The following is a 21,120-nucleotide window of genomic DNA, read 5'->3' as shown; positions in this document are numbered from 1 at the left end:
CTTGCTGCAAAAAATTTTACTTAACTGACCCCGTCACTTCGGTATTCTAAAATATCTCCAGGCTGACATTCTAACGCCTTACAAATGGCGTCAAGAGTCGATAAACGGATCGCTTTCGCCTTTCCATTTTTCAATATAGAAAGATTAGCCATTGTTATTCCAACCCTTTCCGAAAGTTCCGTCACACTCATTTTTCTTTTAGCCAACATCACGTCAATATTGATTATAATCGTCATGTACTTCACCTCATATCGTCAAATCATTTTCTGATTTTATGTCTATGGCATTTTTTAACAGCTTTTGAAGAACAGCAGCAAAGACTGCAATCACAATGGAAGCAAAAGTAATGACCAACCCGATTACTAAGATCCCTGGGGCGTCGTCTGACTGGGCTATGGGAAATAAGAGTGGTGTGATTCCTGCGTATAAAATACTGATTGTGATTGCACAGTATTTTATATAATTCAAAGCATTTACAGACGACTCAGAGAAAGCTCTGTTCTTATCAATATAACTTAAGAGTTTTAAAGTCTGATACAGAGCAAAGAAATATGGGACCGCCGCCGCATACATTGCGACTAAAACAGGAAAATTTAAATAATTCACAAAAGATGGTAACCCAAATAAACACAAACCAAAAATCGGAATCCCAATAAGTATAACAGCAACCTTTAAAAAGAATGTTTCTCGTTTCATAAAAGCACCTCACCTATTTGTCGTTAATTTTATTTTAGCAAATAATTTATCGTATTTCAATAAATTATTATTGAATTAAACTATGTTTTTATTGATGTATTAATTCAAAGCCCTTTGTTATTTAAGGGGATTTTTAATTGATGGCCGACGGGATTGTAGACTAGGATTTCCCTTGGAAGTGGGCGCCCAATGTTTTTGCCAACAATGTTATCAATTGATAATATTGTTGTGGATTTTTCCCCAGCTAGAGTCAATAATTGTATTAGAAATTGCTCTACAAGGGGTTGGATTTAAAGGTGCCAACGAGAAATATATACTGTGGCAACTGTGAGAAGGAAGTTTTAGGAGTAGCTAAAGAAGATAGAAATTTGTGAAGATGAATATGGTAATTATATTAAACCTGCTAGTGAAATCACCTTTACTTTTAATGACAAGGAAATGAAAATATTAGATTTGGTTAATCAAAAATTTAAACATATGAACTCCAAAGATACCAGTAACTTTTCCCACAAGGAAAAGTGTTGGATTGAAACACCGCATAAGCACCCAATATCTTATTTATATTCAGAATTTATGGAAGCAAACATATCCCGTCTCTAGGGTTCCCCCAACTCCCCGCACGAGGGCCGCTTTACTTAACAAAAGTAAGGCGGTTTTTATGCTATTTTACAAAGAGACATCAAACAGCCTATAGACCATATCGTCGCGTACATAAGCGAGGGTACCAAGTGTCCAGTCAGAGGTATGAAGGTAGCCATATTCGCCTGTGTCAAAGCGGACTGCGTGATGGCTGTAGTTTCCCGCTTTTTGATAATCGACTATATCAGTTATGTCAACAAAGCCGGTAAACCTATTTTCCATCCGCTCATAGACCGTTTCCCTCAGGCTATTGTCTGAAACGGTATAGACATACATATTTTTGCTGCTCATGGGGTGAAGCTGCACCGTATTTCCGTCTGGGCTGACCGATACCTCGCAATAATTATCGCCCTGTGTCGCGGTACATCCGATAGGGTTTAAGTCCAGACTGCGGACGATTTTCTGTGAATTCAGGTCGTAAACAAACAGTCCAAAATAATCGTGAAATATCACAATATCATTGGATGCGTAGTCGAGCTGCACCATATCGGCGCCAATACTCTGCTCCGGCGACAATTTCGGAGAGGTCGGCGCCAATCTGGTTTCCTCTAGCCTAGGAACTTCCTCCGCACTTTCGGCTGCTTTAACGCGTTCCACCAAACCGTTTGCATCGTAGTAGATTATTACTCTATTGCCGTCCTCCAAAACGTAAATTTCGCCCCGTAATCCAGAAAGCTGACCGGACGGTTCGCCGAGAATTTCACGGACCTCATCAATCGGCGTCCCCACCGCTATTTTAGTCGCGTCCACCGGGTAGGGATAGGGCAGACTGCTCTCGGCTATTACCCAGATAAGGCGGTGGTTTATCCCTTCCGCTTCTCCGTCCGTATAGACGAACCGAACCGTTGCCGACAAGCGCCCCTCCTCCTGGCGATACTCCATATAGCGAAGCCTCTGCCCTCTGTCCTGCCAACCTTTCTTGCCTGGTCCATAGATTTCGATAATTTGCTCAAGGTTTGTTAGATTATGAGGTGGGATAGATGCTCCGTCATAAACATTGACGAGCATTTTTCTAAGCCGTCCGGTATTCACGTCGGCGCCATAACGAATTTCTTCAAAATTAAAATCATAGCCGTTGCTGACATTCAGAGGTGCTGTGGGGGTAAGTGTCGATGTATCTATTTTGTTCGTATCAGCGCCGAGCACAAACCCATTCACACTGAAATTGGCAAAATCATAATCACCGGTACCGTCATTTACCCTGTTCATCGCAAGGCCCACGCTTAAAACTGCGACTAACATGACCGCAGCGATGGTGACCCATGCGGTGGGTTTTTTGAAGTTTAGCACATTCTTTATCCGCCCATGAATATTGCCCTCGCCAAATGCCAGCGGGCTGCCGTTAATAAGGCGCCGTCCTGTTGCCAAGGATAACAACGAGGTTGAATATTCCTTCTTTATATCGCCACCCAGTTCTTTCAAGACCCTTTCGTCGCAGGACATCTCCATATCCGCGCTCATTAGAAGGAACGCAGCCCACGCTAGGGGGTTGAACCAGTGCAGGCAGAGGATAAAGTAAGAGAGGAATTTCACTACATGGTCATGCCGTCGGATATGTGTCTGCTCGTGCAGGATAATATAACGTTTCTCCTCCTCCGATAACCCTGCCGGAATGTAGATTTTAGGCCTGAATAATCCGAGGACAAAGGGTGTTTTAAGGTTATCGGCTTCATAGATGTTATCCTCAATGAGAATCGAACTGTTCAGCTGCCGTTTCAGGAGGATGATAGAAACCACACTGTAGATCAGCATAACTGCGATGCCGACAAGCCACAGATACGAACCCACTGTCAGCCAGACCTGCAATGGATTCAGACTCGCTGCAGGCGTTGCGGCAGGGAGAACTTGACTGACGGCGTTGTCCATCATGCTGATCCCGCTGTCAACAGGGGGCATAGGCTGAGGAATAGGTGCGGACTTGAAGGGTATTAAGCTGAACACGCTCTCAAAGGAGAATGGGAATACAAGCCGGAAGCCTGCTACCGACCACAGAGCATAGGAAACTATCTTCGGAGCTCTTTTAAGAAAAAGCCGCGCCAGCATAATGGCGACTATAACATAGCTTGCCGTTAGGCTCATATTTAAGACTGAGATGAACATATCCTCCACGGCTATCCCTCCTTATGTTGGTCAATCAGCTTCTTTAACTCCTCGGCCTGCCGGTCGCTGAGGCTGTTTCCGCCGATGAATGCTGTTAGAAATTTGGGGAGAGACCCTCCGAAGATATCCTCGACAAAACGGCGGCTCTGCCTGACGTAAAACTCTTCCTTTTTTATCAGGGATGATACAACCGCGTTTTCGTTTTTGAAGATACCTCTGTCACAAAGTTTCTTCAAAACGGTATATGTGGTGGATTTTTTCCAGTCAAATTCTCTTTCGCATAGCTTTACAAGCTCGCCTGAAGCGATTGGCTCATGCCGCCAGATTAGTTCGGCAAATCTTGCTTCGCTCTGCGTCATTTTATATTCGCTCATGCTGCAGCCCTCCTTGGTCTATAAAATTTAGACCCATATTTAGTCTAATATTTATAGACCGGGATGTCAATAGTTACCACAAAGGTTATGAGTTTGTATAAAAAGACGCTAGTGATTGTAGTCTAGAATCTTCAATCACATAGCGTCTTTTTTCAGCCCTTTAAGATAGTGCAATTTCATTTTGACTTACGAATTATTTCCCAAATGCTTGTTTGTAAAGCTGCTTCATATCTTCAACGTTTGGCACCCTTGGGTTACAATAAGTGCAAATATCATTTAAAGCATTTTGGGCTGTAGCATCTAATCTTTCAAAGAATGTATTCTCATCAACACCCGCAGCTTTTATAACTTGAGGTTGCCCAATATCTTTCTGTAATTGGAAAATAGCTTCTACTAACTTGTCAACTGCATCTCTAGTACCTTCGTATTTAATATTTAGTGCATCGGCAATTTCCGCATATAATTCAGGCACTGCAATAGCATTAAACTTAATTACGTATGGTAACATCAGAGAATTAGCCGCTCCATGGGGAATGCCATATTGAGAACCTAATTGGTGTGCTAAACTATGAACTATTCCGAGGAATGAGTTGGTAAATGCCATGCCAGCCATGAAGGAGGCAGTATGCATATCTTCCCGCGCTTGTTGATTTCTACCATCAGCATAGGCTTTTGGCAAGCTGCGGAAGACCATTTGAATAACTTTTAAGGTAAGAGCTTTATCTACTTCGGTAGCAGCGATAGATGTGTAGGATTCAATAGCATGGGTTAATACATCCATGCCTGTAGCTGCAGTAACCTTAGGAGGCATTTGAGACGCTAACTCCGGATCTGCAATAGCAATATCTGGGGTAATTTCATTGCTGGCAATAACATTTTTTACATGAGGCTCTACATTGCGGTTAGTGATAACAGAAGCACAGGTAACTTCTGAACCGGTACCACTGGTAGTAGCAATTGCAATAAATTTAGCTTTTTGGCGTAGTGGTGGAAAAACTCCAAACACTTCGTCCCAGGCTAGGTCAGGATGTTCATATCGTACCCACATTCCTTTGGCAGCATCTATGGCTGAACCACCACCTAAGCCAACAATCCAATCGGGTTTAAATTCTTTCATTAACTGGGTGCCTTTTTCTACTGTGTCACGGGATGGGTCCGGTTCTGTTTCGCTGAATACCATCGTTTGTAAGCCTGCTTCCTCAAGATAACCTTTAACTTTCTCAACAAAACCCAAACTTTCAATTACCTTGTCAGTAACAATAAATGCTTTTTTACCTTTAACCTGTTTTAAATACTCCAATGCTCCCCAACCAAAGACAATATCCTTTGGCACTCTAAATGTTTTCATGTTATCCCCCCTATAATCGTTTATTGGGCATTATGCACCCGTCAATTTTATATTGCAATTCCTGTACCCAGCACCATTATTCTTAAAATTGCAAATTTTTAGTTAAATCAAAATATCACCAACAGCAAACTGGTAAATTATGTAACAATTAGCGTTCTGCATTTGAACAATCTATGTAAATATGGAACATTTCTAATTTTCGTAGGCTCATCCGCAAGTATGGTGGGTAGTTCCTTCTCTATTTCCAGCACAAAAACATTTTATAGCAAGATACAAAGAGTATTATTTTATCAATAAAATTAGTCTTTTGTCCTTCCTAAGTTAAATGTAATGTCTGCAAGCAGTTAAAGAATTGTTTTATGTTGAAGCAAAGGGACTACCATTGTATTTAAAGCACACCCAACAATAGATTTCTCAGGTTTTTCCCTTGAATTATCTTTTCAAAAAGTTCTTCAAGAGGAGCGCTGCTGAGAAGTTGCTTTATCGTTTCTGTTGTTTTTTCTGTTACGTTCTTTTTCTTTTTGTATCTCAAGTATCAATGAGTCAATCTTTCGGTTCTGATCCATAAATTTATCATACTGCGTAAATGGAATACCATTTTTCAAGGCCTCGTCGGCAAGCTGGGTGAGTACTGCCTTCTCCATTTCCAACTTTTCATAGAGAGACGTCTTTTTCATGCTCAAAGCTCCTTTACCTGGATATTAAGATTGGGGACGGCTCCGCTGTCTAAGATGAACCAAAATAACAAGCCACCGGAATCGTCCCTTTGTCACCGCTTTGTCACCAGTTTATAAACACAATTACATTTTAAGTTTAAATTTACACTAGCAGTATAATATGGATATGTTTAAAATACAAGTTCAAATCACACTTCAAGTGTTAATTATTTTAGCTTTAAACAATTAGTATATATTACACTTACAGATCGTGTTTTGGGCATGGGAATCCTGTTAATCTTTTAATGGGTGATGATATGTGAATATAGACTATAAAAAACTTGGCTATCGTCTAAAAATTGCACGTGAAAAGAAAAAACTAACGCAAGAACAACTTGCTGAAAAAATTGGTGTTTCAAATAACTATATTAGTAATATAGAAAGAAGTCATTCTATACCTAGTCTCGAAACCATAGTTAAAATATGTAATGTTCTTGATATAACTCCTGACTATCTGGTACTTGATTCTTTATATACCTCAACGGGATATTTAAATGATGAAATATCAGAAATGCTACAGCATTGTTCTCCCAAAACGATTCGTCTCATTTCCAAGGTTATAAAAGCTATTATTGAGGAGAATGAAAGTAATTAATAAGGGCAGGGATATTTATTCTTCTGAACTTTGAGTAAAGATAAGGGGCGGGCTGTCCCCTTGATTAAAATCATAATTTAGCTGAAGCTTTTCTTAACAGACAAAGGGATTCTCAAGGTTGTGGTGAGAGTTCCTTTTTTCGTGTTAGGTAATTGATAATGGTTTCATGAAGAAGGAATTTTGGGTAATTTTGTGGAATTTGAAAGAAAATTCTGGTACTACTTTGACAGAGCAATTAAAGGATATTGGTAAAAGATTATTCATGCTGCGGGAGTCTATGGGTGTTATGCCTGAGAAAATTGCGGATACCCTTGAGGTTTCGCCGGCAGACTACTTGCTTTATGAAGCCGTAAAAATGTGCAATAGTGCAAGTCTGACCCCGAAGACTAGACCAGGATGTCAATAGTTACAACTTCAAACAAGGGACGTTCAGACAATAGAACCGTCCACTTGTCTTTTCAGGATCCCAGCGCATCTCAATTATTATGTAATAGCATGGGTTCCGCTATGAATTATGGTATAATTAAAAAAGTTATGAAAATGGTTCCTGGGGGTAGAGGAATTCAACTAGCTGATTTTGTAGCAGGGGTACTGAAAGCTTTTACACGGAAAGCTTAAACCATATTAGACCTGAACGAAATGAAAGTTTATTTCACCAAAAACTACGGGAGTTTCACGATATAATTAATAAAAGAACACCTAATTTTCCTGGTTATATGGGTTCATATGAGGCCTCCAAGTGATTTTTTGTCTAGATATTATGTTAAAAACTCTTGCTTTGGGCTAACTAATGATATTCTATAATTAGAAACTGCGGATGGAACGGCTGTATCCATTTTAGCACTGTCTAGTGGCTCCCAGTTTCTCATAAGAACAAAAGAGCAGGATACCAAAATGGTATTCTGCTTTTTCTTTTTGCAGATAATATAAGCTAAGAAGGTAAAGGTAGCCGATATGTTTCGGTATATTATACGATTCCCGATTGAGCTTTACTTCCAGAAAATTACCTCCAAAAATAGCGCCTCACTTTGGTTTCTTTTTCCTGTGCATTTCTTTCTCCATTTGTATATTAAATATCAATGCGTCAATTTTGCGGTTCTGCTCCATAAATGCATCGTCCTGCGTGAGAGGAATACCATTTTTCAAGGCTTCATCCGCAAGCCTGTTGAGTTTTTCCTTCTCTATTTCCAGCATTTCATTGAGAGAAGCCATTTTCATGCTCTGATCTCCTTTGTTTGGATTTTAAGTTAGAAAAAATGGGAGTTTCTTCTCATCAACAACATAATGCAGTTGATGTATCTGTATACTGTAAAACAACAAATTTCTTGTCTTATTTCTCTGTCAAACCCTCTTCAATTTTAATGCGAATGTCAACTTATTTACTGCGAATACCGCATCAAAACCATCGTGTCCTCACATAAAATGAAAAATAGTGAGGTGCGAAGGTATGAAACCACGAAAGAATCCGCCTGGCAACAAAAACATGATCGGAGCTAGGATTGTTGCCCTTCGGAAGGCAAAGAAAATAAAGCAGAACGATTTCCTTGCAAAATTGCAAACCATGGGTTTGGATATCAGTGCGACGAGTCTTTCCCGCCTTGAAGGACAATATCGCCTTGTCCAGGATTATGAGATTGTTGCTATTGCAAAAGCACTGGATATTTCTGTTGAAGAATTGTTAGGAAAAAAGAAATAAAAGCGGGTATATGCCAAAGTAATCTATGTGTATCGATCCATGCCTTCTTTTGATACGTGATAATAGCGTGGAAATGAGGGTTTTTTGGACACAATTCTGTTGTTGTGTACTTTGGTTTAACTTAGACACCATAACCGTCCCTTTGTCTTATTTTGGGTCAAGGACTCCTTCGGCGACTTGAGGGTTAATTTTGGGGCGGCACCTTGCTATTACTTGGGTTTATGCACTAATGGGTCTGTGATAAATAAAAAAGCCCCTTTTAAGGGGCTAAAAGCTATAGAATTTGAGCAATTTCAACTAAGTTTTCTGCCATAGCAGCATTCTCTTCCACAGAGGCGGAGATTTCCTGGCTAGCGGCTGCTTGATTGTCGCTTATGTGTTGAGTTTTATTCACATATTCGCTTACCTGTAATACCTGCTCATTAAGTTTGCTTAGTATTTCGTTAATGTCCTTAACCGATTGGGCAGTTCTATCAGATAATTTTCTAATTTCTTCTGCAACAACGTGGAAACCTCTACCCGCTTCACCTGCTCTCGCGGCTTCAATAGCAGCATTTAGGCCTAAAAGTTTTGTTTGAGCGGAAACGTCCTTAATAAGATTTAGAATCTGGTCAGTCCGCTTAAGGTTTTTATGGGCATTGTTGGAAACTGATAAAAGTTCATGTTGTGATGAACTAAGTTCCTGGGCTCCCGCCGCAAGCTCTTGTGTACTGCTAGAAATTTGCTCAAATGATGCTGCAAGCTGTTGAGCTATTTGTGTAAGCTCAACCTGTGTTGATAAATCAATGCCTAGGTTAAATGAACCGATTACTTCACCTTTAATATTTTTAACTGCTGTTACTATTCCTTTAAAGGGGAATCCATAGGCCTGTTTAGGTACCTCAGCAACTATTTTTTGGCCGGATTGCAGAACAGCTTTAATGATATCCTCAGCGGGAATAGGAGCACCAACTTGAGCCTTAACGTCGATTTTTTGACCTGGATGATATGCAAGAAACTTTTCTGTGTCCGTTACACTTACCATACAATCTAAAGGCATTAAATCACTGATAAATTGAGCAGTATAGCATATTGCTTGTAATATTTCTTCATCATTCTGATAGTTCATAATTTCACCCCTTTGTGTCAATATATGGACTCTATTTTAACACTGATTGGTTATGCCTTAATGAACAAAATGTAAGTATTTAGAGAAATGTAAGTAGTGGAGTGGGGAAGAAGGAATTTTAGGTAATTTTGTGGAATTTGAAAGAAAATTCTAGTACTTTTAAGTTTACCTTGGGAAGGGGAGAAGTTTATTTTGACAGAGCAATTAAAGGATATTGGTAAAAGATTATCCATGCTGCGGGAGTCCATGGGTGTTACGCCTGAAAAAATTTCGGAGATCCTTGAGGTTTCGGCAGAGGACTATTTGCTTTATGAAGCCGGGGAAAAGGATTTTTCTTTCAGTTTCTTGTATAATGTGGCAGGTGTTTTAGGGGTTGATGTGGTGGATATCATCAGCGGCGAGACACCCAAGCTCTCATTGTGCTCTGTGGTCAGAGCGGGTGGCGGCTATGATATTAACCGTAGAAAGGCCTATGATTACAAGCACCTTGCTTTTACATTTCGCAATAAAAAGGCCGAACCATTTATGGTGACAGTGGAACCGAGCGGCGATGCGGTACCGGAGCGTCACTCCCATTGTGGACAGGAGTTTAATTATATGGTTTCGGGATGTATGGAGTTTTATATTGGTGACATGACTTATACGCTTGGTGAGGGTGACAGCGTCTACTTCGATTCCGCAGTTCCTCACGCTATGAAGGCTCATGGCGATAAACCGGCGAAGTTTCTGGCAATTGTCATGAAATAAGGAGGAACTGTTATGATCATGTATGAGAAGTATATCGGCAGACATCGTGATGATTTTGTAACCCTAGAGGACCTATACAAAAATTATTCCATAAAATGCCCGGAGGATTTTAATTTTGCCTATGATGTGCTGGATAAATTGGCGGAGGACAAGCCTGACAGTCTGGCCATGCTGTGGGTCAGCAAGGATGGGGTAGAAAAGAGAATTTCCTTTGGGGATATGAAGCTCTGGTCAGATAAAACTGCCAACTACTTTAAATCCTTGGGGATTAAAAAAGGCGATTTTGTTCTGCTGGTACTGAAAAGAAGCTATTTATTTTGGTATGCCATGCTGGCCCTTCACAAAATTGGTGCTGTTGCAGTTCAGGCTACTCACCTGTTAACTGCCAAGGATTATGTCTACCGCTGCCAGGCTGCCGGTATAAAGATGGCGGTCATTACCGCCGACGGAGGCTGCACTGAGGATTTTGACAAGGCTATGCCGGAATGTAAGACCGTTCAGATAAAGGCCGTTACCGGGCGTAAGGCAGCGGGGGAGGGATGGCTGGATTTTGAGGCAGGTATTGAAGCCGCTCCTGATCATTGGCAGCGGCCAATCGGAGAAGAAGCAACCAAGGTTACAGATATGATGATTACGGCCTTTTCCTCCGGCACTACCGGCTACCCAAAGATGGTTTCACACGATCATTCCTATCCCTTAGGCCACATCATTACTGGGGTCTTTTGGCACAGGGCTGAGCCGGATGGTCTGCATTTTACCATTTCCGATACCGGCTGGCTGAAGTCCCTATGGGGTAAATTTTATGGCCAATGGTTTGCCGAGTCAGCGGTCTTCACCTATGATTTTGATACCTTTAAGGGGGCAGATATTTTAGAAAAGCTGGCCCAATATCGTATTACCACCTTTTGCGCTCCACCGACCATGTATCGGTTTATGCTAAAAGAAGATGTTAGCAAGTATGATTTATCGGCCTTAAAACACTGTTGTACTGCGGGTGAGGCATTAAACCCAGAGGTTTATAACCAATGGAAGCGGGCTACGGGTCTGCGCATCTTCGAGGGCTTTGGGCAGACGGAAACAACCCTTTCTTGTTCCACCTTATACCCGTGGGTCCAGCCAAGACCAGGCTCTATGGGGCTTCCCACCCCTGGTTATGACCTGGTAATTGTAGATGAAAATGGTCAGGAGGTTGACCCGGGTGTGACCGGTGAAATCTGTTTAAAGGCCGAAAGCCTGGAGACTAGAACAAAGGGCTTGTTTATGGGCTACTATCAGGACGAAATGAGTACCCAAAAGGCCTGGCATGATGGCTTGTATCATACAGGAGACACTGCCTACCGTGATGAATTGGGCTTTTTATGGTATGTGGGCAGAAATGATGATATTATCAAATCTTCCGGCTACCGGATCGGACCCTTCGAGGTGGAGTCGGCGCTGGCAGAGCATCCTGCAGTTCTGGAATCGGCTGTGACAGGGATTCCTGATCCCGTCAGGGGTTTTATCGTGAAGGCCACTGTTGTTCTATCTAAGGGCTACGAACCAAGTGAAGAGCTGGTCAAGGAATTACAGCAACATGTCAAAAAAACAACCGCTCCTTATAAATACCCCAGGGTAATCGAGTTTGTGACAGAGCTTCCCAAAACCATCAGCGGTAAAATACGGCGGGTTCAGATCAGGGAAAAAGACATGAGGCGGTAAGTATTTAGAGAAAAGGATATTCACCTTGACTGGTGAATATCCTTTTCTCATTATTTGACTAGGTCCTTTTCCTGACATCAAAAGGTTACACCCTTATATAACTGTTGCCGTCTAACGGGGTAAGCAATTGTAAAGGAGGAGTTTCTCCTACTAGTCCAACTGCATAGGCGGTATAGAAACGGTTTGGTGCAAAGGTTTGATTGGGAACATTCAATATAATGTTATTAGTGCCTGCTTCCCGGGCTTGTAGGGTATAAGTTCCGGGGCTAATGGTAGAATATTCCGTGATACCCTGGTAGGGAACATTGCTGAATAAGATGGTCCCATCGGGAAGGGTAATGTCAACATTGGGTGCGTTGGGTGAAAGGTGTACAAAGCGGATATTGATCATACCCTGGGGTACTGTGCCAGGTGTATCTGGAACTAAAAGGAGCCCAATATCAGCTAACCGGCCCTTGGCTGCAACGGTAAATATGCTTCTATCCGGTATCTCTATAGTAGTATCTATAACAGGATTGGTCATTGTACCGGCAGGGAAAACCCTTAGATTATAAGTGCCGGCAGGAACCTGGAGGTATTCGGTGAAATTTCGGTAGCTTAGGTTTCTAGCGAGTGCGGTGTTATTAGCATAAACATCAACAGCCGGAGCGTCTGGGGAGGCATGCAGAACACGAATATAAGAAGACATTTCTAACAGTCCCTTTCTAGTAAGTTTTTTTATAATATATGCTAATTATGTTAACAAGTGCCAATTAGTTGGATTTAAAGCAATTTCCCCAAAATTCAAACATTATATTGCAAAGATTTACAATTTACTGTAATCTAGATATAGGAAAATTGTCCTATTTTTATAGATAAAGGCAAACCTATCGAAAGGTGGGGACGCAAAGCTATGGGTCTAAGCCATTATGGTATGACTGCCAGGTTGCCTAACCATAATATGTTTTTTAGTAATGGCAGCTTAAGATCCTTGTCTGGCTAAACCCCTATTTTGCGAGGGGCTTTTTGTGTTTTTAAGCGGCGGTTTTAAGGACTAAAAACATAGGGGGGATAATTTTGAGATTTAATATTCTAGGTAAATTTATGCTTTGTTTTGGAGTGATTTTGTCATTAATGTTTTGCATTGGAGCATTTTTGGTTGTTAACATTTGGAATATAAACAATAATTACGACCGATTAATTAATGAAAAGGCCCATGCCAGGTACATGATAACATTGACTAATGCTAACTATAATCAAGCTGCCGCTAATTTAATCTCCTATACAGTGACAGGAAACCCCAGTGACGCTTCTAAGTATGTACAAGCCATAAACCGTGCTAAGGAGAATTTGAATAGCATTGAACCATTATTGGTCAAACAAGAGGAAAAGGCATTATATGGGGACTTTAATGAAAGAGCCATGGCCTATGAGCAATATGGGCAGCAAGTCCTTAATTTAATAAAGGAACGTGAGGATATAGAGGGAGACGAAAGGGAAGAAGTTCAAGAAAGATTAATGGGCCATATTAGGTCCAATGAGGAATTGTTTGGCAAATTATCCTCGTCGGGCAATACCTTTGAATTTCTTATTTCTGATGCAGTAGATAAAGAAACAAAAATGAATTTTGATAATGCTAATAATACTATACAGATTTCTATAGTTTTATTGGCACTGGTGACTGTATTAGGTGCAATAATTGGTTACTTAATGGGTTGGAGAATGGTTAAACCCATTCGGATCGTGAGCCAAGAGGCGGCCAAGATTGCCTCTAATGACCTGACTAGTACCGAGATAAAAATTAAATCTAAGGATGAAATTGGAGCATTAGCGGATTCCTTTAATAAAATGCTGCTGAGCCTAAAGGATATGGTTCTTCACCTCCAGGAGAAGTCAGGCAATGTAACTTCGTCCGCAGAAAACCTTTCTAAGGGTGCAGAAAATATGGCTTTAAATGCCAGCGAAATTTCAGCTTCCATCAACGAAGTGGCAACAACCATTGAGCAAGTGGCTGCCAATTCCCAAAACATTGCCGATTCTTCAGACAAAGCAACTGTCTACGCTTCAAATGGAGAAGAGGCCATATCTAATATAAGGGTGAAGATGGATGTTATCCATAAATCTACAGAGGATAGCTCTCAGGTAATCCAAGGGCTAAGCAATGCCAGCAGTCAAATCACCAAGATTGTTGAATTAATTACCCAAATTGCTGATCAGACGAATTTATTAGCCCTTAATGCTGCCATTGAAGCGGCCAGGGCCGGGGAGCAAGGACGTGGGTTTGCGGTGGTGGCTGAGGAAGTAAGGAAATTGGCCGAACAATCCACAAACGCAGCCAAGGAAATTCACGACCTTATTTCGGTTATCCAGCAGGAGTCACATAAAGCCGTTGAGAGTATGGAGAATACGAAAATTCAAGCAAAAGATGGTGTTCAGGTGGTGCATGAGGTAAGTGAATCCATCGGGAAAATCATTTTGTCAATTCAAGAAATGGCCAGCGAAATTCAATCATTAGCTTCAGCTACTGAACAAATGGCTTCCGGCGTTCAAAATGCAGCTGCTTCAACAGAGGAACAAACAGCCACAATGGAGGAACTTTCAGGCACCTCTCAAGATTTAGCCAAAATGGCTGAGGAGCTTGATTTAATGACTAAGAGATTTAAGCTACAATAATTAGCTAAGGGTTAAGAAGGCACATCCGGTGTGCCTTTTTGTTTTAACCGCATGGCCGACACAATTAAGATAAAATTAAAGAAGTAATGAATTTTTACGGTTTACTCGCAATAAAAAAGTAAGTGAAAGCAGCACAAAGTACCTCTCACCAATGGGTGAGGGGTTTTTATTATAAATCTTAAAAAAGTATGTCAATTTCAAAATAAGTGCTGGACAAAAAGCTAATGGTAATTTATAATGATTATTAATTAATAAAGATAATAAATTATATTTCGAAGGCCAAATCCTTAAGGTTTTACTTAATATTTTGGGGGTTACCAAGCCAGAAATTAAAATTATCTTTATAAAACTTGCCTAGGGGCAATTTAATTTAAAAATATAATGAGGAGGCTAAATACTATGAAAAAATTCCGTTGTGCTGTTTGTGGTTATTCTCAAGAGGGAGAGTATGCGCCAGAAAAATGTCCTACCTGTGGAGCTCCCGAGGAAAAATTTGAACTAATGACCAGTTCCGGTCCAGATCTGGTGGATTGGGATAAGTTGGGTGTGGCAAAGGGCTCTGGCTTTGAAGAGGATCTGAGGATGCAGTTCCAGGGTGAGTGTATGGAGGTGGGCATCTATATTGCTATGGCCCGTCAGGCCGAGAGAGAAGGCTACTCAGAGATAGCTGAAACTATGAAACGTATTGCTTGGGAAGAAGGTCACCACGCCGCTCGCTTTGCAGAACTCCTTGGGGAAGTATTGAGTGAGAGCACAGAGGAAAACCTGAAAAAGCTGGTTGATGGCGAAGCCGGTGCCAACCGCGGTAAAAAGGAAATCGCCACCCGCTCTAAAAATGAGGGGCAGGACGCTGTCCATGATGCAATTCATGAAGCCTGTAAAGACGAAGCGAGACACTGCATGGCCTTTTACGGTCTCTTGAAAAGATACTTTCCTCAAGCATAGGTAACACCCATATAAAATTGCAAATTTCCAGCTGCTTAAAGCAGCTAGAAAAAAAGGGAATCTCGGCTTTGGCTGAGATTCCCTTTTTTACAATAGTTATAGATTTAGAGTTTTTTGCACTTGTTTTCCTAGGCTTCTGTTATTACTCCACAGGCTAGCCTTCTTCCCGAGTCGCCGGCGGGCTGAGTTCTATAGTCATCAGGGTTTCTATGGATTATCACGGAATGTCCTATTGCCTCTGAGGGGGTAAATTTATTCGTAAAAAAGCACATTTTTGCATAACCGTCATTTGAGAAAAGAACAGGGAAATCACCTGCATGGTTACCGTGGGGCTGGTTGGTGGGGTCCCAATGTCCCCCCGCGGCCTGGAAGGGATCCTCCGGATCGCCAACCTCGCAAGTTCCAAATTCATGGATGTGAAAGCCATGGGGTCCAACAGGATTTCCATTTGTGGGTGGCTGGTAAGGGGGAAGCCCGTTTATTTCGGCACAAACCCACGTGCCACCAGGTGCGTTAAAAAATCTCACCACTCCACTTATTTGAGGTCTTAAGGGACCTCCCTTTATGTCGGCTATTGCTGCCGGGTTTGTCATGGGCAGGGAAATATTTTGACCTAATGTCAAGTTATTAGAATCCACTCCGGGGTTTGCCAAGGCCAGGTCGTTTGCTGTTGTGTTGTATTGCTGGGCCAATTTGAAGAAAGTATCTCCGGATTGAATGGTATAGGGAAAAGTCCCAAAGGATTGATTATTAGGCATAGATATCACCTCGTATATTTAAGTCATTTTTACACATTATTCAGCTTGATGGAAAATGTTGTAAGTTAATTTGCTATTAATATAGATCGTAAAAAGTTGACGTCTAATTAATTTGAAGCAATAAATTAGTTCAATTCGAGTACATTTAAATGGTAAAATATTTTCTTTGCAGATTGAATTTTTATCGCTTCTGGAATATACTTCATGGCAAGTAGCTTATTTTTTAATAAAAGGTAGGAATTTATGATAAATTACTTTAGAGATAGCAAGAGGGCCTTGGTTCTTGTGGTGGATGATTCTAAATTTATGCGCTTTAAACTACGGGAATTTTTAGAGAATGAAGGCTACCTGGTAGAGGAAGCCGAAAATGGTGAAAAGGCCCTTGCTGCCTATAATCTACATAAGCCGGATATGGTTTTAATGGATTGTGTAATGCCAGTAATGAATGGCTTTACAGCTTGTGCACATATTCGACAGATTCATGGAGGAGAACGTGTACCAATAATTATTATTACTAGCCTTTATGATGATAAGGATGTTGATCAGGCTTATAAAGCAGGTGCAACGGATTTTATTACTAAGCCGGTTAATTGGGCGGTATTACGCAATCGTGTGGGGCGGTTGATCAAGGCCAGTGTTACTGAAAGGACCTTGGGCTTAAGTGAAGCATTTGCTCAGACAATTATAGAAAATGCTTTAGACGGAATTATTACCATCAACTCAGGTGGTTACATTCTAACTTTTAACAAAGCAGCGGAAAGCATATTTGGACATAAAGCAGTAGAGGTTCTAGGGGAAAATGCCAACATATTAGTTGATAACCTGAATTGTACCGAAAAACAATGCTATTTAGATATAGCTTCTCTTAGATTGGAAGAACTGGCAGGAGAGACAAGAGCTATGGTTGCCCGCCGAAAAGAAGGGGGGAGCTTTCCCGTTGAAATTACCGCCAGTAGGTTCAGAGCCATGGGGGAGATCCTCTATACACTTATAATACGTGATATATCTGAAAGGAAGAGGAAAGAAGAAAGATTTAGGGAAAGTGAAGAGAGGTATCGTACATTAACAGAAAACATGTATGACCTAATTAGTGAGATTGATATTAATGGTTTTTATTTATATGCTAGTCCCAACTTTGAAGATGTACTGGGTTATAGCCCGGCAGAAATAAAAGGCAAACAAATTGCAGAACTTACCTACTTTGAAGATGCTGATGATGTTATGAAGGAATTGAATAATATTTATGAGCACAAAAACACAGAACATCTGATTGCTAGGTTTGTACATAAGGATGGGGAAATTAGGCGCTTTGAAAGTACCGGCAAAACATATAAAACTGCCTCTGGGGACAGTAGGATTGTTTTTGTATCACGGGATATTACAGAAAGGCAGCGTTATGAAGATACCATTAGGTATCAAGCCTTTCATGATGCCCTCACAGGTCTGCCAAATAGGATGTTATTTACTGATCGGCTTAATTTAGAGTTGGCACACACAAAGCGAAATAAACAGGTTTTGGCAGTGTTATTCCTAGATCTAGACCGCTTTAAATTAATAAATGATACATTGGGTCATGGGGTCGGGGACCAGATTTTAAAAGAAGTGTCTATAAGAATAACTGCTTGTGTGCGTGAGGATGATACAGTGGCCAGACTGGGGGGAGACGAATTTACAATTCTTCTACCGGAGGTCAAACTGGCTGAAAATGCTGCAAAGGTAGCTGGAAAAATACTGGAAACAATAAATAAGCCCTTTGAAATTTACGGACACAAACTATATCTAAGTACCAGTATTGGTATAGTTATTTACCCGGATGATGGGGAGGATTGTGAAACCCTATTAAAAAATGCTGATACAGCTATGTATTTGGCCAAAGAAAAGGGACGCAACAACTATCAGCTATATACTCCTACCATGAATGAAAAGGCCTTTGAAAGATTAGAGATGGAAAGTAGTTTGCGTAGGGCCTTGGAGCAGCAGGAGTTTGTTCTCTTTTACCAGCCAAAGATTAGCATAGAGAATGGGCAAATTATTGGCATGGAAGCATTAATACGCTGGCAACACCCCCAGCGAGGACTGGTACCTCCGGTTGAATTTATACCTATAGCAGAAGATACCGGTTTAATAGTTCCTATTGGGGAATGGGTACTCCGCACCGCTTGTATTCAAAATAAGGAATGGCAGAAAGCGGGCTACACACCAATCCGTGTAGCCGTGAATATATCATCAAGGCAGTTTCAACTGCAAAACCTGGCAGATACCATTTCCCGGATTTTAGCTGAGACCGGGTTGGAACCCAACTGGCTGGAATTAGAAATAACAGAAAGTGTAGCCATGGAAAACGGTGAGTACACAATCCAGATGCTTGAAAAGCTAACTAAGATGGGTATACAATTATCTATTGATGATTTTGGCACGGGTTATTCTTCCCTCAGCTACCTAAATCGTTTTCCAATCAACAAGTTGAAAATTGATAAGTCCTTTATCACAAACCTAAGCCGAGGAAATGAAGATGCCGCCATAGCATCAACAGTGATTGTACTTGGGAGAAGTCTGAGGATTGGTGTGGTTGCTGAAGGGGTTGAGACCCCGGAACAGTATAATTTCCTTAAAGAGTGTAATTGTGACGAGATGCAGGGATACCTGTTTTCTAAGCCCGTACCTGCAAAGGAATTTGAAAGAATGCTTAAGGAGCGTATTTACTATAATCCATAACCTGTATATTTTTTCACAAGGGGGATATTATTTCAAGCCCAAATGATTAAATATGAAAAGGTTGTCACATAAAAAATAGCTGCCAACGCCGAGTTAATTTAGCTTGGCGTTTTTTATTTTTTTCATAGGCAATAACAAAATAATATAAATGACTAAATTTTAGTTATATACTTGTGTTCATTTTGATTATATTTAAGTGGCTCTTGACAACATTTTGCGCTTTTGGGAAATTGGTTTATAACAAATGGATAAATAGGGAGGAATAATATGAAATCAATAAAAACAAAACTTCTCTTGTATATCGGTGCCTTAATCTTGCTAGCTATCATTACCACTGTGGGATCAGCCATCTACATATTTTCCCAATACAATGAAGAGATAAGTCAACAACAGGCTTTTAGTGGAATGATTGGATTAAATAAGGCCCTGGAGCAATATATGAGTGAATCTCTGAACCGGGCCAAAGTATTTTCCCAATATAAGGGAGTACCGGAGGCCATAGAAGCTAAGGATAGCCGTGGGGTGCTAGATGTACTGACTCCCCTTGTGGAGGGCACTGGAATTGACTTTGCCACCATTACGGATGAAAAAGGCATTGTCATAGCCCGCACCCATGATCCTGCCAAAATGGGTGATAGCGTTATGAATCAAAAGAATGTACAGGTGGCACTTAAGGGTGAGCCAATTGCAGTTATTGAAAGCGGAACTGTAGTAAAGCTTTCCGCCAGGTCCGGTGTACCTGTTAAAAATGAACAGGGTCAGATAGTGGGAGTTATATCTGTTGGATATGATCTTAGCAAAGAGCATGTGGTGGATGAAATAAAAGACTTGTTTGGAACTGACGCAACCTTATTTTTACAGGACACCCGAGTCAATACAACCATAGTCAAGGAAAATAAGCGACTGGTCGGCACGCAGCTTGATCCTGAAATAGCCCATAGGATTCTACAAGAAAACCAGAGTTATCTTGGTGATGCCAAAATCTTAGGAGAATCATATGTTGCTTCTTATATGCCTCTGGTAGGGGCAGATGGCAAGAACATTGGTGTAATATTTGCCGGCAAAACCAAGGCCGATGCTTTAGCCATGATTAAGAAAATTTCCTTCATTGTATTTCTTATTACTTTGACGGTGGTGCTTATGGTAATTGTTTTTACGGTGGTTATGACAAACAAAACCTTAGGACCCATAAAGGGCTTGGCAGACAGGGCTACACAGATTGCAGAAGGAAATCTGGCAGTTGATAAGATAGCAATTTCCTCCAAGGATGAACTGGGACAATTAGCCGGGGCCTTCAATACTATGCATAGTAATTTATGCCTAATGGTTGAGCAGGTAAAGAATAAGGTAGTTGATATAGTTGCCTCCAGTAATCAATTATCAGCAAGTGCAGAGAATGTAACAGCAAGCAGCAGTGAAACAGCAAACTCTGTAAACCAAATAGTTGGTCAAGTAGAACAGGTTAATCATAATATCCGTAATGCAGAGGATGTTTCTACCCAGGCAAATATTTATGCCAGGGAAGGGCAGCAGGGTATACAGCGGGTTCAGGAGCAAATGATGATTATTGAGCAGGCCACGGGGCACAGTCAACGGGTAATGAATGACCTTAATCTATCTGCTGATCAGATTAATAGGATTATAGATTTTATAAGCCAAATATCTGGACAAACAAACTTGCTGGCATTAAACGCTGCTATAGAGGCCGCAAGGGCCGGAGAACATGGTAGGGGATTTTCCGTTGTTGCCGAAGAGGTAAAGAAACTTGCCGAACAATCTTCTGATGCTGCTAAGGAGATTGGAAACATCATTAGAGATATTCAACAAGGCTGCAGAGAGGCAGTTAAATCAATGAATAAGGGAACAGTTCAGGTGCAAGCAGGCTCCCGAGCGGTAAAGGTGGCAGGGGAAGCCTTTAAAAATATTAGTAATGGGGTAGAAAGCGTAGGAACTGATATCATAGCTATTGCCACAGCGACAGACCAAATAATCAGTTCTTTTCAAACTGTTGCGGCAGCCACGGAGGAACAGTCCGCAGCTATGGAGGAGGTAGCATCTACTGCCCAGGAGTTGACCAGGATCGCAGAGGAGTTGGAGGGACTGACACTGAAATTTCAATTAAGGTCATAGGGCTAAGAATAAGGGCCGTACCACAAGAATGTGGTGGGGCCCTTATTTAACAAAAAAATTATGCCAAAATTTAAAATTTTCACACACTGACTAGAGGGACTTGGGCGTTAGATATGGAATAAGTTCAAGAAAATCATGAGGGGGGTTAGGGATGGAAAATAAAAAAAATGAATAGTGCTGTCCATAAAGTGGTAATGCCATTA

Annotated in this window: 20 protein-coding genes and 1 riboswitch; of the genes, 10 read left to right on the top strand and 10 right to left on the bottom strand. The window is 41.1% G+C overall.

Annotated features, from left to right (window positions below; translation table 11 throughout):
• Positions 1–20 precede the first annotated feature (20 nt).
• Both P6N53_RS13035 and P6N53_RS13030 read right to left on the bottom strand, forming a co-directional pair.
• Positions 21–236, bottom strand: coding sequence for a helix-turn-helix domain-containing protein (locus P6N53_RS13035; RefSeq protein ID WP_304543840.1), 216 nt, complete (start codon positions 234–236; stop codon positions 21–23).
• 10 nt (positions 237–246) lie between these two features.
• Complete coding sequence (locus tag P6N53_RS13030; RefSeq protein WP_304543838.1) at positions 247–696, bottom strand: DUF2975 domain-containing protein; 450 nt, start codon at positions 694–696, stop codon at positions 247–249.
• Between the two features lie 360 nt (positions 697–1,056).
• Here P6N53_RS13030 and P6N53_RS18770 point away from each other — a divergent pair, with 360 nt between their 5' ends.
• On the top strand, positions 1,057–1,296 hold the full coding sequence (locus tag P6N53_RS18770) for a type II toxin-antitoxin system antitoxin SocA domain-containing protein (RefSeq protein WP_373323047.1): 240 nt from the start codon (positions 1,057–1,059) through the stop codon (positions 1,294–1,296).
• A 66-nt stretch (positions 1,297–1,362) separates the two neighbouring features.
• Here P6N53_RS18770 and P6N53_RS13025 read toward each other — a convergent pair whose 3' ends face one another.
• From P6N53_RS13025 to P6N53_RS13010, 4 genes are all read right to left on the bottom strand, one after another.
• Positions 1,363–3,435 carry a M56 family metallopeptidase gene (locus P6N53_RS13025; protein WP_304543945.1) on the bottom strand — a complete coding sequence of 691 codons (2,073 nt, stop codon included), beginning with the start codon at positions 3,433–3,435 and terminating at the stop codon, positions 1,363–1,365.
• Positions 3,436–3,446: 11 nt separating this feature from the next.
• Positions 3,447–3,809 carry a BlaI/MecI/CopY family transcriptional regulator gene (locus P6N53_RS13020; protein ID WP_304543836.1) on the bottom strand — a complete coding sequence of 121 codons (363 nt, stop codon included), beginning with the start codon at positions 3,807–3,809 and terminating at the stop codon, positions 3,447–3,449.
• A gap of 193 nt (positions 3,810–4,002) precedes the next feature.
• Positions 4,003–5,157 carry an iron-containing alcohol dehydrogenase gene (locus P6N53_RS13015; protein ID WP_304543834.1) on the bottom strand — a complete coding sequence of 385 codons (1,155 nt, stop codon included), beginning with the start codon at positions 5,155–5,157 and terminating at the stop codon, positions 4,003–4,005.
• Between the two features lie 452 nt (positions 5,158–5,609).
• Entirely contained in the window at positions 5,610–5,834 is a 225-nt protein-coding gene (locus P6N53_RS13010) for a hypothetical protein (protein ID WP_304543832.1), read from the bottom strand.
• Between the two features lie 298 nt (positions 5,835–6,132).
• On the opposite strand from P6N53_RS13010, the gene P6N53_RS13005 reads away from it, so the two are divergent.
• The gene (locus tag P6N53_RS13005) at positions 6,133–6,468 is read left to right on the top strand and encodes a helix-turn-helix domain-containing protein (RefSeq protein ID WP_304543830.1); all 336 of its coding nucleotides are present in this window, start codon (positions 6,133–6,135) and stop codon (positions 6,466–6,468) included.
• Positions 6,469–6,658: 190 nt separating this feature from the next.
• Positions 6,659–6,874: a hypothetical protein gene (locus P6N53_RS13000; RefSeq protein WP_304543828.1), complete on the top strand. Its 216-nt coding sequence runs from the start codon at positions 6,659–6,661 to the stop codon at positions 6,872–6,874.
• Between the two features lie 617 nt (positions 6,875–7,491).
• Here P6N53_RS13000 and P6N53_RS12995 read toward each other — a convergent pair.
• On the bottom strand, positions 7,492–7,686 hold the full coding sequence (locus P6N53_RS12995) for a hypothetical protein (protein ID WP_304543826.1): 195 nt from the start codon (positions 7,684–7,686) through the stop codon (positions 7,492–7,494).
• 229 nt (positions 7,687–7,915) lie between these two features.
• On the opposite strand from P6N53_RS12995, the gene P6N53_RS12990 reads away from it, so the two are divergent.
• The gene (locus tag P6N53_RS12990) at positions 7,916–8,164 is read left to right on the top strand and encodes a helix-turn-helix domain-containing protein (protein WP_304543824.1); all 249 of its coding nucleotides are present in this window, start codon (positions 7,916–7,918) and stop codon (positions 8,162–8,164) included.
• Between the two features lie 274 nt (positions 8,165–8,438).
• On the opposite strand, the gene P6N53_RS12985 is transcribed toward P6N53_RS12990, so the two are convergent.
• Positions 8,439–9,272: a methyl-accepting chemotaxis protein gene (locus tag P6N53_RS12985; RefSeq protein ID WP_304543822.1), complete on the bottom strand. Its 834-nt coding sequence runs from the start codon at positions 9,270–9,272 to the stop codon at positions 8,439–8,441.
• A gap of 192 nt (positions 9,273–9,464) precedes the next feature.
• On the opposite strand from P6N53_RS12985, the gene P6N53_RS12980 reads away from it, so the two are divergent.
• Both P6N53_RS12980 and P6N53_RS12975 read left to right on the top strand, forming a co-directional pair.
• A complete protein-coding gene (locus P6N53_RS12980) occupies positions 9,465–10,019 on the top strand; it encodes a helix-turn-helix domain-containing protein (protein ID WP_304543820.1) in 555 nt (184 codons plus the stop codon).
• Between the two features lie 12 nt (positions 10,020–10,031).
• Positions 10,032–11,717, top strand: a complete 1,686-nt coding sequence (locus P6N53_RS12975; RefSeq protein ID WP_304543818.1) for an AMP-binding protein — start codon at positions 10,032–10,034, stop codon at positions 11,715–11,717.
• 85 nt (positions 11,718–11,802) lie between these two features.
• Here the strand turns inward: P6N53_RS12975 and P6N53_RS12970 are convergent, their stop codons facing one another.
• Positions 11,803–12,405: a DUF4397 domain-containing protein gene (locus P6N53_RS12970; RefSeq protein WP_304543816.1), complete on the bottom strand. Its 603-nt coding sequence runs from the start codon at positions 12,403–12,405 to the stop codon at positions 11,803–11,805.
• Positions 12,406–12,566: 161 nt separating this feature from the next.
• Positions 12,567–12,650: riboswitch (cyclic di-GMP riboswitch) on the top strand.
• Between the two features lie 123 nt (positions 12,651–12,773).
• Between P6N53_RS12970 and P6N53_RS12965 the strand changes: the two genes are divergently transcribed.
• A complete protein-coding gene (locus tag P6N53_RS12965) occupies positions 12,774–14,369 on the top strand; it encodes a methyl-accepting chemotaxis protein (protein WP_304543814.1) in 1,596 nt (531 codons plus the stop codon).
• A 399-nt stretch (positions 14,370–14,768) separates the two neighbouring features.
• Positions 14,769–15,314 carry an NADH peroxidase gene (locus P6N53_RS12960; protein ID WP_304543812.1) on the top strand — a complete coding sequence of 182 codons (546 nt, stop codon included), beginning with the start codon at positions 14,769–14,771 and terminating at the stop codon, positions 15,312–15,314.
• Positions 15,315–15,442: 128 nt separating this feature from the next.
• Here the strand turns inward: P6N53_RS12960 and P6N53_RS12955 are convergent, their stop codons facing one another.
• On the bottom strand, positions 15,443–15,907 hold the full coding sequence (locus tag P6N53_RS12955) for a superoxide dismutase family protein (protein ID WP_304543943.1): 465 nt from the start codon (positions 15,905–15,907) through the stop codon (positions 15,443–15,445).
• A 408-nt stretch (positions 15,908–16,315) separates the two neighbouring features.
• Between P6N53_RS12955 and P6N53_RS12945 the strand changes: the two genes are divergently transcribed.
• Positions 16,316–18,787, top strand: a complete 2,472-nt coding sequence (locus P6N53_RS12945; RefSeq protein ID WP_304543810.1) for an EAL domain-containing protein — start codon at positions 16,316–16,318, stop codon at positions 18,785–18,787.
• 267 nt (positions 18,788–19,054) lie between these two features.
• Positions 19,055–20,917: a methyl-accepting chemotaxis protein gene (locus tag P6N53_RS12940; RefSeq protein ID WP_304543808.1), complete on the top strand. Its 1,863-nt coding sequence runs from the start codon at positions 19,055–19,057 to the stop codon at positions 20,915–20,917.
• Positions 20,918–21,120: the final 203 nt, after the last annotated feature.

This window comes from Desulforamulus aquiferis (assembly GCF_030577015.1).
Lineage (GTDB): Bacteria > Bacillota > Desulfotomaculia > Desulfotomaculales > Desulfotomaculaceae > Desulfotomaculum > Desulfotomaculum aquiferis.
This window is presented reverse-complemented; position numbering and strand designations above follow the sequence as displayed.

Excerpts from the sequence above, each read along its gene's own strand:
- P6N53_RS12975 (WP_304543818.1), top strand. The coding sequence starts at position 10,032 with ATGATCATGTATGAGAAGTATATCGGCAGACATCGTGATGATTTTGTA.
- P6N53_RS13015 (WP_304543834.1), bottom strand. The coding sequence starts at position 5,157 with ATGAAAACATTTAGAGTGCCAAAGGATATTGTCTTTGGTTGGGGAGCA.
- P6N53_RS12945 (WP_304543810.1), top strand. The coding sequence starts at position 16,316 with ATGATAAATTACTTTAGAGATAGCAAGAGGGCCTTGGTTCTTGTGGTG.
- P6N53_RS12995 (WP_304543826.1), bottom strand. The coding sequence starts at position 7,686 with ATGAAAATGGCTTCTCTCAATGAAATGCTGGAAATAGAGAAGGAAAAA.
- P6N53_RS13010 (WP_304543832.1), bottom strand. The coding sequence starts at position 5,834 with ATGAAAAAGACGTCTCTCTATGAAAAGTTGGAAATGGAGAAGGCAGTA.
- P6N53_RS12940 (WP_304543808.1), top strand. The coding sequence starts at position 19,055 with ATGAAATCAATAAAAACAAAACTTCTCTTGTATATCGGTGCCTTAATC.
- P6N53_RS13030 (WP_304543838.1), bottom strand. The coding sequence starts at position 696 with ATGAAACGAGAAACATTCTTTTTAAAGGTTGCTGTTATACTTATTGGG.
- P6N53_RS12990 (WP_304543824.1), top strand. The coding sequence starts at position 7,916 with ATGAAACCACGAAAGAATCCGCCTGGCAACAAAAACATGATCGGAGCT.
- P6N53_RS12955 (WP_304543943.1), bottom strand. The coding sequence starts at position 15,907 with ATGACAAACCCGGCAGCAATAGCCGACATAAAGGGAGGTCCCTTAAGA.
- P6N53_RS13025 (WP_304543945.1), bottom strand. The coding sequence starts at position 3,435 with ATGTTCATCTCAGTCTTAAATATGAGCCTAACGGCAAGCTATGTTATA.
- P6N53_RS12970 (WP_304543816.1), bottom strand. The coding sequence starts at position 12,405 with ATGTCTTCTTATATTCGTGTTCTGCATGCCTCCCCAGACGCTCCGGCT.
- P6N53_RS13020 (WP_304543836.1), bottom strand. The coding sequence starts at position 3,809 with ATGAGCGAATATAAAATGACGCAGAGCGAAGCAAGATTTGCCGAACTA.
- P6N53_RS13035 (WP_304543840.1), bottom strand. The coding sequence starts at position 236 with ATGACGATTATAATCAATATTGACGTGATGTTGGCTAAAAGAAAAATG.
- P6N53_RS12985 (WP_304543822.1), bottom strand. The coding sequence starts at position 9,272 with ATGAACTATCAGAATGATGAAGAAATATTACAAGCAATATGCTATACT.
- P6N53_RS12960 (WP_304543812.1), top strand. The coding sequence starts at position 14,769 with ATGAAAAAATTCCGTTGTGCTGTTTGTGGTTATTCTCAAGAGGGAGAG.